Genomic DNA, 14436 nt, shown 5'->3' with positions numbered 1-14436 from the left:
CGAATCTCCTTTTTGACGATGAGAGGAATCAATGCCGGGCCGGGCCGCTGGCGGAAAGCGCCAGACTGGCGTTTTCGATGGTCCGGGCAATGAGGGAATGCGGCCCATGACGGGCGACGTGGCGGATCAGCGCCACGTGTGTTTCGCGGCTGTGACGCAAGGCGGCTTGCCGGATCGTGACCGGCCGCTCTGCGCTTACGGACAGCGCCAGAAGTGCTTCGTGCGCCTCGCAGCGCAACTGCGCGGCGGCGTCTTGATTGCCTTGTTCTGCGTAGTGATCGGCGAGGTTGTGATGCGAGACGACGAGCGCCGCGATACAGTCCTCGCCGCGTCCGGGCGGCGGTGCTTCGATGAGTCGACGCGCGATCTCAAGTGCGTGCTCGAAGGTCGAGCGTGCTGCCGTGGTCTGTTGTTCCGCTGCGGCTTTGATCGCTTGCCGCATGAGTGCTTCCCACACGGGAAGACTCGGGCTGTCTTGTGCCGATATGTCCACGGCTTGGAATTCGATTCGTTCGTGCATGGCGTAGGCTCCAGTTCCTGCGCCCTTTGCGTCGACGAAAAGCCTGCGTACTCGGGACAAACAATGATAACCAGTATCGAGGGAGTCTGCACGCGGGGGCTAAACCTCGCGCAAAGCGAAAGCTTGCAAGATTGCCATGCGCGGATCATAGAGCAACTAACCGTCTTCCTCTTGACCATCCACGAATTGGCCCACCAGTAGCCTATTAGCGACTCCGCTTGCCAACATGAGTTCCAAATAAAGACAGTGGCACGGTCAAGCCGTATTACTCAACGTATCCCGATGCGCCTGCGCAAACTCCGCCATGCTATTGAACCGAAAGTCGATGCGAGGTTGCGCGCCTGGGTCCATCGTTGCGCCGAAGCCCGGCTGCCCGTGCCGTCGATGAATCCAGCATGACGTCAGCCCGATTTCGTTCGCGGGCTTGTGATCGTGAAACAGACTTTCCGCGACGTGAAGAATCTGCTCCTTGCGAATATCTCTGCTTGCAAGCTTCTCCAGCAAATACTCGAAGTTACGTTGTGATGGCTTGTAAGCGCCGACATCCTCGGCGGTGACGATGCCGTCGAATTCCACTTGCAACTTCGCGTTGCTGAACGCAAAGCTTTCGTTATCGACGTTCGAGAGAATCACGAGCTTGAAATGCTGCTTCAGATAACGAAGCGCTTCGGCGGAGTCCGCAAACGCAGGCCAGTTGCGGATGGACCGACCATACGCGACGCATTCTTCCTGCGTGTAAGAGAGTTTCCATTCCTCGGCGAGCCGCTTGTAAACGATAGCCAGCACCTCCTGATAGCGCTTGCCCGGCGTGTAGTGCTGCTGCGAAGACTCGTGACGCGCATGCGCTTCGAGTACCTGATCGCGCGTGGGCGGCGGAACCGCGCGTTCGAGCAATGGCCGCAAGCCTTCGAAAATGCCGGTTTCCCAGTCGATCAAGGTTCCGTAGCAGTCGAAGGTGAGCGTATCGAAATCGGTGAGATTCACTGCGGCTCCTTTTTGGCGTTGGTAACGAACACCCGGTATCTTGCCGCAGATTAGAATATGAGCGAATCACTCATTTTAGAACGATAAGGCCGTATGATGGCGCAAGCTCGCAACGCTCCCCGGCAAGACCGCTCGATAAGGACCATCGATTCCATCGTGGATGCCGCCGCGCGCCTGCTCGGTGAACGCGGCCAGCTTCTGACGACGAATGCGGTCGCAGAAGCGGCGGGCGTGAGCATCGGTTCGCTGTATCGATACTTTCCAGACAAGGGCGCGTTGATCGACGCCGTCCGCCAGCGTCATCGCGATGATCTGCTTCCCGTGCTGCAAGTCGGACGTGGGCAAGTCGCCGCGTTCGTCGATGGGATGATCGAGGTGCATCGCCGCAATCCTGCCGCGCAGCGTGTGCTGCTGGAAGACGGACGCTGCGAAGCCGAATGCAGACGAGCGTACGAAGCGCTCTTCGCGGCCTTGACGCGATGCTCCGCGGAGCACAGGCGCATTGGCGCTGAAGTGTTTGCGGGCGCGGTGGGCGGCGCGCTTGAGGAGGCGGCGCGCAACGAACGCTTGGCATCACCCGTGTTTCGATGGGAACTGATCGCGCTCGTCGAGGCTTACACGAGCAAGCCGCGCCCTGCAAAAGCAGTCACGATCGAGCGCGCACCGCAAACGTCGCGAGCAAACAAGCGTCAGCCGCGTGCCCATTTGCGCCTGCGTAAATCGCCGACGCAGCCGCGCTCGTCGGAGACTGTCGCCGCCATCGTGGAAGCCGCGGCTCAAGTGCTCGAAAGCGAAGGCTTCGAAGGCTTCAATACAAATGCAGTCGCCGCGCGTGCCGGCGTGAGCATCGGCTCGCTGTATCAGTACTTCCCGGGCAAGGACGCGCTGACCGTTGCGCTCATCCATCGTGAGACGCAACGCTTCTACGATGACGCAGCCATCGCGCTGGATAAGCGAAGCGGCAAGGCGGCGCTCGAATATCTCATCGGCGCGTCGGTGCGTCAGCAACTCGAGCGTCCGATGCTCGCGCGTCTGCTCGATATCGAGGAGAGCCGTCCGGCCTTGCGCGATGAGCTTGCCAAGGTGGACCTCGCGGGGCTGTTTGCTGCAATCGTAGCGAGAGCGGCTCCGAAGCATCCGCAGCCGGAAATAGCGGCAGGCGACCTGTCGGCGATTATCCGAGGCATGACCGACGCGGCGGGCGAACGCGGGGAACGCGACCTCGAACGTCTGCAACGGCGCGTTCGCGCGGCGGTTTTCGGGTATCTCGCGCGCGAGAGCTGAACATGCGAATGTGAGCAAGCGCAAAGCAAGCACGGGCGTGCCAAGCCGCGACGAACCGCGCGATGCGGACTTCACGCCGCGCGCTTGGAGGCGCTCGATGCGAGTTGTCCAATGTGAGCTTTTACTTTTATTCTGACGTCGTCGAGCGAAACGGCATGGGCCTTCGCCATTAACAGATGAGAACGACGATGACAGAAACCATCAAGAGCATGAAGCTCAACCACCTGAGCTTTCCTTCACGCGATACTGCTGCAACTGCGAAGTTCTTCGAGCACTATCTGGGCTTCACCGTCTCAGGAAGCTGGGACAAGTCGTACATTTTGAAGCGTCCGGGCTTCGACGTGGTAATCGATCATGTCGAAAGCGATGACGTCACGTGGCCCCGGAATTTCCACGCGGGCTTCGAACTGCCGACTGTCGATGCGTTGCAGGAACTGCATGATCGCTTCAAGCAAGAGGGCGTTCAGATGGAAACGGCGGTCTTCAACAATGGCCGTGGCTCGCGTTTCTTTTGCCGTGCGCCGGGCGGTGTGATGTTCGAGTTGAATACGCGTTCGGACGCCGCACCGGAGTTTCGCGGCACGTTCGACGAGTAAGCATCGAGCGTAGATTGCAAAAGCCGCATTGCCCCGTGAAAGGCAATGCGGCTTGTGTCGTTTCGCGAGACGCCTCGGCGTAGTGCGAGTTACTGCGAAAGCACGACTTGCGCGATGATCCCCGAAGCAACGGCGACGAGCAGATAGTCGCCACCCACGCCTACCCACTGATAGCCGCGCGGCGGCTGACGCAGGCCGTGTTCATGGTAGTTATCGACGACGTATTGATGGTCACGATAGTCTTGCGACAGATGCTGACCTTTCTGCCAGTCTGAATGGCGCGGGCCGTTGTCCGCATGCTCGGGCGGGCGCGGTGCGTCATGTCCGTAATTAGCAGGGCCGTGTCCTGGTTGGCCAGGACCGCCATGATTTTGCGGGCCGCCGTGATTTTGTCCCGGACCGCCGCCGTGGTTCTGATCCGGACCGCCGGGGCCTTGCTGCGCAAAGGAAGCGCCGGCGGCAAGACTCAAGGTCGCGCACAACAGCGCGGCAACGATTCGATTCTGCTTCATGTTGATTCTCCAATCGAGTGAGTGGTTCGCGTGCATCGCCTGATGCGTGCGCTGCGAATCGATGAGCGGACTTTACTCAAAGCCGAAAGGAAACGGGGTGAGCAGATGTAAGCGTCGCTTACGTATCATTACGGCGAGGGGGGAGCAGACACGCGAAGGATACAGATCGCGGCACGTACCGCCTGGCCGGGTACTTCGGCATCTGTCGGTACACTTGAAAGGCAGGCCGCGTGGACTGCATGACCGCAATGAAGCTGTCCAACGGATGGAACGACATGCAGACCTATTATCTTGCCATCGATGTCGGGACGGGCAGCGTGCGAGCCGCACTCGTCGATGCGCGTGGCGTGGTGCGCAGCATCGCCGCACACGAGCACGAGCAAATCGTGCCGCGTTACGGCTGGTCTGAGCAACGCCCAGCGGACTGGTGGGAAGGCGCCGCGCGCTCGATACGCGAAGTGCTCGACGACGTTCCGGATGCAGCTTCCCATGTCGTCGCGATATGCGCATGCGGCCAGATGCACGGCACGGTGCTGATCGACGCCGATGGTCAACTCACACGCGACACCGCGCCGCTCTGGAACGACAAGCGCACCTTCGCACAGGTCACGGCGTTTTGCGCGCGCCACGCAAGCGCCTCGTATCTTGCGAAGACCGCGAACCCCGCGACGCCCGCGTGGCCCGGTTTCAAGCTGCAATGGATCAAGGAGCACGACCCGTCGGCTTATGAACGCGCGAGCACGGTGTTCATGCCGAAGGACTACGTGAACTTCAAACTCACGGGCGAACGTGCGTGCGACTGGAGCGATGCATCGACGAGCTTCATGATGGACCCGCGCACGCGCGAGTGGTCGCAAGACATGCTGACTTTGCTCGGTCTCGATGCCGCGAAGCTCGCGCCGATTCGTGCGCCGCTCGACATACTCGGCGGCGTGACGCACGAAGCGGCCGCCGCAACCGGTTTGCGCGCGGGTACGCCGGTGCTGGTTGGCGGCGCGGATTATCCGGTGTCCGTGCTCGGCTCGGGCGTGTTCGAGCCGGGGCTGGCATCGGATATCACGGGCACATCGTCGATCATCACGATCATCGCCGACACACCGATGCTGCATCCCGAAGTGTCGAATCTGGCGACTTGCGAAGGGCTGTGGGGACGCTTCATGTTGCTCGATTCGGGCGGCGATGCCATGCGCTGGGCGCGTCGCGCGTTCCATGAAAACGCGCTGTCCTACGACGATGTCGCTGCCAAGGCCGCAAGCGCGCCGGTGGGTTCGGAAGGTTTGTTCTTTCTGCCGTATCTCACAGGCGAGCGTCTCGGCGAGCACGCTAATTCGCGTGCACAGTTCTTCGGTATTGCGGCGAGTCACGGGCTCGCCCATCTACATCGCGCGGTGCTCGAAGGCGTTGCATTTGGCGTGCGTCGGCATATCGCGCTCATCAAGCCCGAAGGCGTGGGTATCGAGCGGCTCGTTGCGGCAAGCGGCGGCGCGAAGGCGTCGCTTTGGCTCGATATCAAGGCCAGCATGTACCGCACGCCCATTCTCGTGCCGGCGCAAGTGGAATGCGGCGTGATAGGCTGCGCCATTCTTGCTGCAACGACGCATGGCCAGTTCGCACGTCTCGCCGACGCCGTGCGCGCCTTCGTGCAGTTCGAGCGCGAAGTGCAGCCTGACCCGCGTGCGAGCGATACCTATGACCGCATGATGCCGATTTTCGAGCGCCTTTATGTGCACTCGCAGCAGTTTTACGACGATCTCGACCGACTCTTTCCAGACAACCCAACCTCTACATGACGAATCAGACTTCCTCCATCAAGGCTGTCCTTTGGGACATGGACGGCACGCTCGCCGAAAGCGAACCGCTTCATTTGAGCACGCTGGTTGCGGTGCTTGCGCATCACGGCATCGAAGCGGGCGACGAATTGCATCCGCTGATCTTCGGTAAGACAGGGCGCGAAGTGCACGCGCTGTGTAGCGAACGCTTTGGCATCGAGACGGACTTCGCGGACTGGTCCGCGTTTCGCGCACGGCATTATCTCGAAGGCGCGCCTCGGCTCGTGCCGCGTCCTGGCGCGCTCGAGGTGTATCGCGCGGTGAAGCGGGCGGGCATAACGCAAGGAATCGTGTCCAATTCGTCGCGCATGTTGCTTGAAGCGAACTTGCGAGCACTGGGCATTGAAGAACCGCAACTCGTGAGCGTCAGTGTGAACGACGTGCGCAACGGCAAGCCGAGCGCCGAGCCGTACCAACGCGCGGCGTGGCTCATGCGTCTTGAGCCGGAGGAAGTGGTCGTCGTGGAAGACAGTCCCACTGGGGCGCGCGCCGCGATCGCGGCGAACATGCGCGTGCTGGCCTGGCCTTTCGACGATGCTGGCGCCGCGCTTTTTTCAAACGATGCGCAAATCGTCCGCTCCGCCGAGGAGCTTGCCAAGGCGCTGGGCGTAAATCTGGCCTAAGCAAGAAGGTGCCGGTGTTTTCAGGTGCGCCGCTTGCTAAAGCGAGATGGCAATCGGTGCATGCCTTCGTTAAGCCTGCATGATTCTATGCAAAGCACGCGCGTAAAGACGCGCTAAGATGAAGGGCTGCACATGGAACGTGCCTCGTTCGCATAAGGCGCCGCGCGCTGCGAACGGACGCTCGGAAAAGAAGGAGACACCATGCTTACGCTCTATCATCGAGGTGTAGCGCTACAGCCGTCCGCAGGTCGAAGCGGCAAGCTGTTCGTATCGCGCGTATCGATTCTGGAAGAAGACGGCGAGGAGACGGTACTACGCGAGTTGGGCGCATTTCCCAGCCGCGACGCGGCGCTGCAGTTTGCGCTGACATGCGGCACCGCTTTCGTCGATGGTGAACCACTGCCGATTGCGCCACAATCCGTCGTGCGTGACGAGGAATCGAAAAACGCCGGTCTTTGAAGACCGGCGTTTTTTTGCTTCAGGGTGTGAGTACCACCTTGATGCAACCGTCCTCCTTGTCGCGGAAGGTCTTGTACATTTCCGGTCCTTCCGCAAGCGAGACGCGGTGCGTGATGACGAACGAGGGGTCGATCTGACCTTCCTGAATGCGGCTGAGCAGGTCGTCGGTCCAGCGGGCCACGTGCGTCTGACCCATGCGCCAGGTGAGGCCCTTGTTCATCGAGGCGCCAAAGGGAATCTTGTCGATCAGTCCGCCATAGACGCCCGGTACCGACAGAATGCCCGCGGGACGGCATACGTAGATCATCTCGCGCAACACGTGCGGCCGGTCCGACTCGAGCATGACCGCCTGCTTGGCGCGATCGTAAAGCGAGTCGAACGAGCCCGTGGCGTGCGACTCCATGCCAACAGCATCAATACACTTTTCCGGGCCCTTGCCTTGCGTGAGATCGGCGAGGCGCTCGACCACGCTCTCTTCCTTGAAGTTGATGGTGGTGGCGCCAGTGACACGCGCCATTGCAAGGCGTTCAGGCACGCAGTCGATTACGACGACATGCTTTGCACCAAGCAGAAACGCGCTGCGAATCGCCATTTGTCCCACCGGTCCCGCGCCCCAGATCGCCACGGTGTCCGTTGGCTCGATGTGGCAGTTGATCGCCGCTTGCCAGCCTGTCGGGAAGATGTCGCCGAGGAAAAGCACTTGTTCGTCTGAAAGGCCATCGGGAATCTTCACGTGCGTTTTATCGGCGAAAGGTATGCGTACGTACTCGGCCTGGCCGCCGGCATAGCCGCCCGTCAAATGCGTGTAGCCAAAGAGACCCGCCGTGGTGTGTCCGAAAACCTTGTCGGCCGTGCTCTTGTTGCGATTACTGCGCTCGCACACGGAGAAATTGCCGCGCTTGCATTGATCGCATTCGCCGCAAAAGATGGTGAACGGTACGACTATACGGTCGCCGACCTTGAGCGCCGCGTTTTCAGCGCCGACTTCGACCACTTCGCCCATGAACTCGTGGCCCATGATGTCGCCGGATTCCATGCCCGGCATGAACCCATCGAACAGATGCAGGTCCGAGCCGCAGATGGCGCAACTCGACACCTTGATGATCGCGTCGCGCGGATGTTCGATCTGCGGGTCCGGTACCGTGTCGTAGCGAATGTCCTTCTTGCCGTGCCAGGTAAGCGCTTTCATTGGAAGTATCCTTGTCCTTGAGAGTGAACTGTCGACGAAGCCTTACTTGTTGGTTGGCTCGCCGGGATCTTCGATGCCCTTTTCCATATTGTCCTTCTGGTCACCGTAGTCCTTTTGATTCGCACCGTTCGTTATCTCGACGTCACCCTTCAGCTTGCGATCTTCGTTGCCGGTGAGTGTGCCGATGGCCGTGTCGGTCCAGCCCTTTATTTGTTCCTTGATGCCTTCTTTCTGATCCTTGTTCATTGCGTTCTCCGTGCCATGTATCGGAAGCCTAAGAGTCTCTTGCGCCAATCGTTGGCGTCGATACAGTTCAGCAACGCGTGTGCCTTCGCGCGTGTATACATTGCGCGAGCGCTCCGGCCGACATGCGGCACTACGATTGCTGCGAGAAAGAAGTGCGCTTCATGGTTCGACATCGCGCATCGAATCCACGCCTGATCTGTGCGTCCGGATGTGATTCGTCTGTTTATCCATCCGATCACTTAAACGCAACTATCAGGAGCAACAAGATGAACACGCCCGCCGAAACCCCCATGACTGATGATCCGAAAAGCGACGACGAAGTCGAATCCGGCACGGACGATGCGCTCACCACGGATGTATCGGAAACCGATGATGAAGGAACGACTGTCCGCGAAGCGGAAGTAGACCCGGACGATCTGACGGAGATCGAGCCGGAAGGAGACGATAAGTCTTGATGTAAAGCGTTGTGAGCGGCGCGGTCCGAATGGCCCGCGCCGCTTATTGTGTGTCTGATCAGCCGAGCGCCTGACTGGCCGCCGCCGCACGTCCGCGCAGCCAATTGATGCTCGCAAAAAGCAGCACGGCGAAGACGATCAGCATGGTCGCGACCGCAAGTATTGAAGGGTCGATCGAATCGCGGATGCCGCTCCACATCTGACGCGGCACGGTCTTCTGATCCGGCCCGCCGATGAATAGAATCACGATGACTTCATCGAATGAAGTGGCAAAGGCAAACACGCTGCCTGTGGCGACTGCAGGCATGATCAGCGGTAACGTCACACGCCTGAACGTGATCCATGGCGCCGCGCCAAGACCGGACGCCGCACGCAGCAGGCTCTGATCGAACGACAGCAGCGAAGCCGTCACGGTGATGACCACGAAGGGCGCACCAAGCGCCGCATGCGCGAGCACGACGCCCGGATACGAGTTCACGAGACCGAGCGGCGCGAAGATTAGATAGAAGCCCGCAGCCACGACGACGATGGGTACGATCATCGGCGAAATGATGATGGGCATGATGAGCGAGCGCCACGGAAATTGCGCGCGGCTCAGGCCCAGCGCGGCCAGCGTGCCGAGACAGGTCGCGATCAACGTCGACGCCGCGCCAATGCCGATGCTGTTCAATAGCGAGCGCTGCCAGTCCGCGCTCGTCAACGCCTGCTCGTACCAGCGCATTGAAAAGCCCTGCATCGGATATGAAAAGTACGAACCCGAATTGAACGAGAGCGGAATGATCGCGAGTATGGGCGCGATTAGAAAGAACAGGACGATCGCCGTATGCACGCGCACCCAGCGATTCGCCACGCGTTCGGTCAGCACGGTATTGCGTTGATCTTGCATGTCGTCGAGTCCGTGTCGTTCAACCGAAACGCAGCCGGTCGATGCCGACTATGCGGTTGAAGAGGAAATAGAAGACCGCCGTGAAGATCACGAGGTACGCCGACAGCGCGCCCGCGAGTCCCCAGTTGAGCTGCGTGTTGGTCTGAATGGCGATGAGCTGGCTGATCATTTCATCGCCCGCGCCGCCGAGTAGCGCAGGCGTGATGTAGTAGCCGAGCGCTAGCACGAACACGAGGAAGCATCCCGCGCCCACGCCCGGCAGCGTCTGCGGCACATAGACCCGCATGAACGCAGTGAACGGATGCGCGCCCAGCGACTTCGCTGCACGCATATAAACGGGCGATACGCTTTTCATCACCGAGAAGATGGCGAGGATCATATAAGGCAGCAGCACGTGCGTCATGCCGATCAGCACGCCCGCGCGATTGAAGATGAGTGGCACGGGATGCGACGCAAGGCCCAGCCCCATGAGCAGGCTGTTGATGACGCCGCCCGGTTGCAGCAGCACATACCAGGCGGTCGTGCGCACGAGAAGCGAGGTCCAGAACGGCACGATCACAAACAGCATGAGACGGTTGCTGCTCTTAGCGGGCAGATTGGCGAGCAACCACGCAACGGGGTAACCGAGCACGAGACACATGAGCGTGACGGTTGCGCTGATGGAGATGGTACGCACGAACGCCTCGCGAAACACCGATGAATCGGCCGGCATGGACGCTATCTTGCCTTGCGGTGTCACTTGCGCATCGACCGCTGCGAGCAGATAGTCGGGCGTGGGCGATGCCGCAGCGCGTTTGAGCAAGCGCCAGATTTCCGGTGAATTCCAGCGCTCGTCGGTTTCGATGAGCGCGGGTTTCCATGCGGGTGGTGCATCGGCGGGCAGGCTGCGTGCGGTACGCATCAACAGGCTGCGAAACTCCGCTTGCGCGAAGTTCAGACGGCGCGCCACGGTGCCGAGCTGACCGCTTTGCTGGGCTTCCTTGAGGCCGGCGGCCAGCAATGCGAAGGTGCGTTCGTCGGGCACGCCGTGGCCGTCCCACGCATCGAGCGCGCGCGTGAGGGCGGGCATGCTGTCGGGGACTTCGCGATTCTGCACGCTGCGCGCGAGCAGTAGCGCAATCGGCGCGATAAAGGTGGACAACAGGAACACGATCAGCGGCAACGCAAGCAACAGCGCTTGCAACGATGCACGGCGACGCGCCTTCTGATAAGACGCGTGGCCGTCGGCGCTTCTAGGAGAGCCCGATGGCGCGGCCTTTGCGGATACGGACATGTTGGTGGTCGCGGTCAAGTCGGGCTCTCTTCGGATCATGTTTCGCGTGAAGCGGACAGCGTCGATACCTTGCTGTCTTACTGCGTCAGCCACACCTGAAAGCGCTTGTTGATCTGATCGGCATTGTCGGCCCAGAAATTCGCGTTGATCTGCACGGCGCGCTTGAAGTTGGCAGGCGAGGTCGGCAGGTCGGCAAGACGCTGCTTGTCCACCAGTTCTATAGCGTCCTTGCGCGGCGGCGCATAAGCGATGTACTTCGTAAGATCCGCATACGCCTTCGGCTGCGATGCCGAGATGATGAACTTGGCCGCCGTGTTCGCGTTCTTCGCGCCCGTCGGAATGCCCCACCATTCGAAGTCGTACACCTGCGCGTCCCACACGGCCTTGAAGGGCTTGTTGTCCTTCTTCGCTGCATCGTCGATACGGCCGTTGTAGACCTGTGTCATCGCCACTGCGCCGTCGGCGAGCAATTGCGGCGCCTGCGCACCCGACTCCCACCACACGATGTTCTTCTTGATGGTGTCGAGTTTCTTGAATGCGCGATCCACGCCAGCTGGCGTGCCAAGCACCTTGTAGACATCCTTGGGATCGACGCCGTCGGCGATCAACGCCCATTCCATCGTCACCTTTGGCGACTTGCGCAGGCCGCGCTTGCCGGGAAACTTCTGCAAGTCGAAGAAGTCGTTGACGCTGGTCGGCGCGGTCTTCAACTTGCTCGCATCGTAGGCGTAGACGGTGGACCACACCATGCTCGCCACTGCGCAATCGAGGATGGAGCCGGGAATGAAGTCGCTCGTCTTGCCGAGCGTCTTCTTGTCGAACTTCATGAGAAGACCTTCGTCGCAAGCGGTGATCGCGTCGTTGGTTTCGAGGTCGATCAGGTCCCACGTCGTGTTCTTCGCCTGTTCCATCGCGGAGAGCTTGGCCAAGCCGCCATCATACGATTCCGTCGAGAAGCCGACGCCCGTGGCTTGCGTAAAGGGCTCGAAATAAGCCTTCTTCGCAGCGGCTTCATAAGCGCCGCCGAACGTCACGACCGAAAGTGTCTCTGCAGCCTGAACGGTGATGCTGGAAAACGCGCATAACGCGAGTGCCGCGCATTGAGTTTTGATAAAAGTGCGCATGTCAGTTGGCTCCTGCTGTAGCGGGCGTGGTGATTGAAGTTGACGACGGTGTGGAAGAAAGAGGTGTGGACACGCTTCTGGACGCGCTCATCGCAAGTATCTTGCAGTCGTCGTGGCGCCAGGCGACATCGACCGTGCTGCCATCCGCGGGCAAGGCGTGACGCTGAGTGTTCGGCAGCTTGACCACGAGGTTGTCGCGCGTGCCAAGCTTCAGATGCACGCGATGATGATCGCCGCAATACACGAGTTCTTCGACTCGGGCGCGCACCACGTTGCTGTGTTCGTCGACATGCGAACCTTCCGCGCTCGGAATGTGCGCGCGTTCGGGGCGCAGCGCGAGCATGGCTTCGTCGCCTTCGGTGAGGCCGGGTTCGCATCGTCCACGAATGATGTTGCCGTCCGCGAGGGCCAGGGTCGCCCATTCGTCGCTCGCACTGGCCACGCGGCCAATGAGGCCGTTGTTCTCGCCCACGAAGTTCGCGACGAAAGCGTTCTGTGCGTTCTCATAGAGTTCGCCGGGCGTGGCGGCTTGCTGAATACGGCCATCGGAAAACACGGCGACGCGGTCCGACATGGTCAGCGCTTCGGCCTGATCGTGCGTGACATAGACGATGGTGAGCGACAACTCGCGATGCAGCCGCATGATCTCGTATTGCATGGTCTCGCGCAGACGCTTGTCGAGTGCGCCGAGCGGTTCGTCCATGAGCACGACGCTCGGTTCGAAGACGAGTGCGCGCGCGAGCGCCACGCGCTGTTGCTGACCACCGGAAAGCTGCGAAGGACGCCGGTTCGCGAGATGCGGCAGTTCGATCATTTCGAGCGCGCGCTTTACACGTGCCTTCTGATCGGCGCGGCTTACGTGGCGCACGGAAAGCGGGAACGCGACGTTCTCTGCAATCGTCAGATGCGGAAACAGCGCATAGTTCTGAAACACCATGCCGATATCGCGCAGATGCGGCGGCTTGTCGTCGAGACGTTTGCCATCGAGACGAATCTCGCCTTGCGTGGGAGATTCGAATCCCGCGAGCATCATGAGCGTGGTCGTTTTGCCTGAGCCCGATGGCCCGAGCAGCGACAGGAATTCTCCCTTGCGCACGTCGAGATTCAAGTCTTCGACGACATAATGCACGCCGTCATAAGACTTGCTCACGCCCGTGAACGAGATGAAGGAAGCGTCAGGCATCGTTCGGTCCTGTCCGTTTGCAGTCATGTTCAATGCGCGCCAACCTTGCTGGCGAGATAGCGCGCGAAGTCATAGTTGGGCCGTTCGAGATGGCTGAGATGACCGGGCTTTGCAAGCGGCGCATGTACGCCACGAAAAACCGCTTCGACGCCGCGCTTGTCTTCCGCGTTGACTTCATCGAGCAAGGTCTTGAGCGAGGCCATATGCGCATTCGCTTCGGGGTCGGCGATGAACTCGGGCGCAAGACCGCCGCCGAAACGAATATGCACGCGGCCAACGCCTTGCGGTTGCAGCACGAGATACCAGAAGTAGCCAGGTGTGAGCGTGACGAGATGCGTCGGATAGATCGCCAGCAGCGCCGTGGTCTTGCGCCAGTGTCCCGTAAGCCGCGTGTTGTCCGGATGCGCGTTACCAATGGGCAGAGACGCTTCCTTCGTGATCCAGTGGTAGTTGAATGCGGGAAAGCCGGGCGGGCATTCCATCTCTTCAAGACGTGAATGCGGTCCTACTGTCGCGCGATGCAGCATGGGCAGGTGATAGCTCTCCATGAAGTTTTCAGCGAGGATCTTCCAGTTGGTGTCCCACACGTGCTCTTCATAGAAAGTTTCGATGTAGTGCTCCATGCCGTAGGCATCGATGAGCCCGCTCAAATCGGCAAGCTGTTCACTGACCGGCCGCGCTTGATCGTCGAGCGTTACATAGATCCAGCCTTGCCATTCTTCACAACGCACGGCGGGCAACTTATAGCTTTCCTTGCAGAAACCTTCTTGACGGTCCATTAGGGGTGCGCCCTGCAACGCGCCATCCAGCGAGTAATTCCATGCATGATATGGACACACGATCCTGCGCACGTTGCCGCGCCCTTCGAGCAGAACCGACATGCGATGCAGGCAGACGTTGGACATCGCCTTGAGTTGCATCTGCTCATCGCGCAACACCACCAAAGGCTGTGCGCCAATGCGCGCCGTCAGGTAGTCGCCCGGCATCTTCAAGGCGCTTGCGCGGCCAACGCATTGCCATTCGCGTTCGAAGATGTCGCGCTCTTCGAGCGACAAAAAATCGGCGGAGGTGTAGACGCCAGGCGGCATGGCATGCGCGTCGTTGAACGATCGTTCGCAACCGGCGCGCAACTCGTCGACCAGTGCCGTGATCGGGATCGTTCTTGCCTGGCTGGTCATGAAAGACTCCTTGAATCTATTTCCTTATAAGCGCGCCCGCGTAGAGTCGGCAAGGCGTTGCGCTCGCATGGCAACAAATTTATCAAGCCAAATTA

16 protein-coding genes and 1 pseudogene are annotated in these 14436 nt (G+C 60.3%); 7 read left to right on the top strand and 10 right to left on the bottom strand.

The features are described from left to right. Positions 1-28: 28 nt before the first annotated feature. Positions 29-520 (bottom strand): hypothetical protein, encoded by a 492-nt coding sequence (locus ACYQ47_RS06500; protein WP_250510688.1) that lies wholly within the window; start codon positions 518-520, stop codon positions 29-31. Positions 521-775: 255 nt separating this feature from the next. After that, positions 776-1504, bottom strand: coding sequence for a haloacid dehalogenase type II (locus ACYQ47_RS06495; RefSeq protein WP_459904854.1), 729 nt, complete (start codon positions 1502-1504; stop codon positions 776-778). Positions 1505-1597: 93 nt separating this feature from the next. Between ACYQ47_RS06495 and ACYQ47_RS06490 the strand changes: the two are divergent. The 3 genes and pseudogenes from ACYQ47_RS06490 to ACYQ47_RS06480 form a co-directional block, all read left to right on the top strand. Then, positions 1598-1783 (top strand): annotated as a pseudogene (locus ACYQ47_RS06490) (helix-turn-helix domain-containing protein); the annotation flags it as partial. A gap of 372 nt (positions 1784-2155) precedes the next feature. Next, a complete protein-coding gene (locus ACYQ47_RS06485; RefSeq protein ID WP_404989408.1) occupies positions 2156-2788 on the top strand; it encodes a TetR/AcrR family transcriptional regulator in 633 nt (210 codons plus the stop codon). A 188-nt stretch (positions 2789-2976) separates the two neighbouring features. After that, complete coding sequence (locus tag ACYQ47_RS06480) at positions 2977-3384, top strand: VOC family protein (protein WP_250494094.1); 408 nt, start codon at positions 2977-2979, stop codon at positions 3382-3384. A gap of 89 nt (positions 3385-3473) precedes the next feature. Here ACYQ47_RS06480 and ACYQ47_RS06475 read toward each other — a convergent pair whose 3' ends face one another. Then, positions 3474-3896 carry an RcnB family protein gene (locus tag ACYQ47_RS06475; RefSeq protein ID WP_244830188.1) on the bottom strand — a complete coding sequence of 141 codons (423 nt, stop codon included), beginning with the start codon at positions 3894-3896 and terminating at the stop codon, positions 3474-3476. 248 nt (positions 3897-4144) lie between these two features. Here ACYQ47_RS06475 and ACYQ47_RS06470 point away from each other — a divergent pair, with 248 nt between their 5' ends. The 3 genes from ACYQ47_RS06470 (at position 4145) to ACYQ47_RS06460 (ending at position 6807) form a co-directional block, all read left to right on the top strand. Then, a complete protein-coding gene (locus ACYQ47_RS06470; protein ID WP_459904852.1) occupies positions 4145-5686 on the top strand; it encodes a xylulokinase in 1542 nt (513 codons plus the stop codon). Beyond that, positions 5683-6348: an HAD family hydrolase gene (locus tag ACYQ47_RS06465; RefSeq protein ID WP_459904851.1), complete on the top strand. Its 666-nt coding sequence runs from the start codon at positions 5683-5685 to the stop codon at positions 6346-6348. The genes ACYQ47_RS06470 and ACYQ47_RS06465 overlap by 4 nt, the downstream gene beginning before the upstream one ends. Before the next feature lie 201 nt (positions 6349-6549). Next, positions 6550-6807, top strand: coding sequence for a hypothetical protein (locus tag ACYQ47_RS06460; RefSeq protein ID WP_250468386.1), 258 nt, complete (start codon positions 6550-6552; stop codon positions 6805-6807). Positions 6808-6826: 19 nt separating this feature from the next. Here ACYQ47_RS06460 and ACYQ47_RS06455 read toward each other — a convergent pair whose 3' ends face one another. After that, positions 6827-7996: a zinc-dependent alcohol dehydrogenase gene (locus ACYQ47_RS06455; protein ID WP_459904850.1), complete on the bottom strand. Its 1170-nt coding sequence runs from the start codon at positions 7994-7996 to the stop codon at positions 6827-6829. 42 nt (positions 7997-8038) lie between these two features. Beyond that, positions 8039-8242: a CsbD family protein gene (locus ACYQ47_RS06450; protein ID WP_250510684.1), complete on the bottom strand. Its 204-nt coding sequence runs from the start codon at positions 8240-8242 to the stop codon at positions 8039-8041. A gap of 266 nt (positions 8243-8508) precedes the next feature. Between ACYQ47_RS06450 and ACYQ47_RS06445 the strand changes: the two genes are divergently transcribed. Continuing rightward, the gene (locus ACYQ47_RS06445) at positions 8509-8697 is read left to right on the top strand and encodes a hypothetical protein (protein ID WP_250468384.1); all 189 of its coding nucleotides are present in this window, start codon (positions 8509-8511) and stop codon (positions 8695-8697) included. A 58-nt stretch (positions 8698-8755) separates the two neighbouring features. Here ACYQ47_RS06445 and ACYQ47_RS06440 read toward each other — a convergent pair whose 3' ends face one another. The 5 genes from ACYQ47_RS06440 to ACYQ47_RS06420 form a co-directional block, all read right to left on the bottom strand. Continuing rightward, positions 8756-9583 carry an ABC transporter permease gene (locus ACYQ47_RS06440; protein WP_459904848.1) on the bottom strand — a complete coding sequence of 276 codons (828 nt, stop codon included), beginning with the start codon at positions 9581-9583 and terminating at the stop codon, positions 8756-8758. A 19-nt stretch (positions 9584-9602) separates the two neighbouring features. After that, on the bottom strand, positions 9603-10856 hold the full coding sequence (locus ACYQ47_RS06435; protein WP_244830196.1) for an ABC transporter permease: 1254 nt from the start codon (positions 10854-10856) through the stop codon (positions 9603-9605). A 77-nt stretch (positions 10857-10933) separates the two neighbouring features. Next, positions 10934-11980, bottom strand: a complete 1047-nt coding sequence (locus tag ACYQ47_RS06430) for an ABC transporter substrate-binding protein (RefSeq protein WP_244830197.1) — start codon at positions 11978-11980, stop codon at positions 10934-10936. 1 nt (position 11981) lies between these two features. Next, a complete protein-coding gene (locus tag ACYQ47_RS06425; RefSeq protein ID WP_250494087.1) occupies positions 11982-13163 on the bottom strand; it encodes an ABC transporter ATP-binding protein in 1182 nt (393 codons plus the stop codon). A 29-nt stretch (positions 13164-13192) separates the two neighbouring features. Then, positions 13193-14341, bottom strand: coding sequence for an SRPBCC family protein (locus ACYQ47_RS06420; protein ID WP_250468381.1), 1149 nt, complete (start codon positions 14339-14341; stop codon positions 13193-13195). Positions 14342-14436: the final 95 nt, after the last annotated feature.

It is taken from the genome of Caballeronia sp. HLA56, assembly GCF_054655155.1.
This window is presented reverse-complemented; position numbering and strand designations above follow the sequence as displayed.

What these genes read in the sequence shown, in the direction of transcription:
- ACYQ47_RS06435 (WP_244830196.1), bottom strand. Translation starts at nt 10,856, where the DNA reads ATGTCCGTATCCGCAAAGGCCGCGCCATCGGGCTCTCCTAGAAGCGCC.
- ACYQ47_RS06500 (WP_250510688.1), bottom strand. Translation starts at nt 520, where the DNA reads ATGCACGAACGAATCGAATTCCAAGCCGTGGACATATCGGCACAAGAC.
- ACYQ47_RS06455 (WP_459904850.1), bottom strand. Translation starts at nt 7,996, where the DNA reads ATGAAAGCGCTTACCTGGCACGGCAAGAAGGACATTCGCTACGACACG.
- ACYQ47_RS06465 (WP_459904851.1), top strand. Translation starts at nt 5,683, where the DNA reads ATGACGAATCAGACTTCCTCCATCAAGGCTGTCCTTTGGGACATGGAC.
- ACYQ47_RS06475 (WP_244830188.1), bottom strand. Translation starts at nt 3,896, where the DNA reads ATGAAGCAGAATCGAATCGTTGCCGCGCTGTTGTGCGCGACCTTGAGT.
- ACYQ47_RS06445 (WP_250468384.1), top strand. Translation starts at nt 8,509, where the DNA reads ATGAACACGCCCGCCGAAACCCCCATGACTGATGATCCGAAAAGCGAC.
- ACYQ47_RS06470 (WP_459904852.1), top strand. Translation starts at nt 4,145, where the DNA reads ATGAAGCTGTCCAACGGATGGAACGACATGCAGACCTATTATCTTGCC.
- ACYQ47_RS06440 (WP_459904848.1), bottom strand. Translation starts at nt 9,583, where the DNA reads ATGCAAGATCAACGCAATACCGTGCTGACCGAACGCGTGGCGAATCGC.
- ACYQ47_RS06430 (WP_244830197.1), bottom strand. Translation starts at nt 11,980, where the DNA reads ATGCGCACTTTTATCAAAACTCAATGCGCGGCACTCGCGTTATGCGCG.
- ACYQ47_RS06460 (WP_250468386.1), top strand. Translation starts at nt 6,550, where the DNA reads ATGCTTACGCTCTATCATCGAGGTGTAGCGCTACAGCCGTCCGCAGGT.
- ACYQ47_RS06480 (WP_250494094.1), top strand. Translation starts at nt 2,977, where the DNA reads ATGACAGAAACCATCAAGAGCATGAAGCTCAACCACCTGAGCTTTCCT.
- ACYQ47_RS06420 (WP_250468381.1), bottom strand. Translation starts at nt 14,341, where the DNA reads ATGACCAGCCAGGCAAGAACGATCCCGATCACGGCACTGGTCGACGAG.
- ACYQ47_RS06450 (WP_250510684.1), bottom strand. Translation starts at nt 8,242, where the DNA reads ATGAACAAGGATCAGAAAGAAGGCATCAAGGAACAAATAAAGGGCTGG.
- ACYQ47_RS06425 (WP_250494087.1), bottom strand. Translation starts at nt 13,163, where the DNA reads ATGCCTGACGCTTCCTTCATCTCGTTCACGGGCGTGAGCAAGTCTTAT.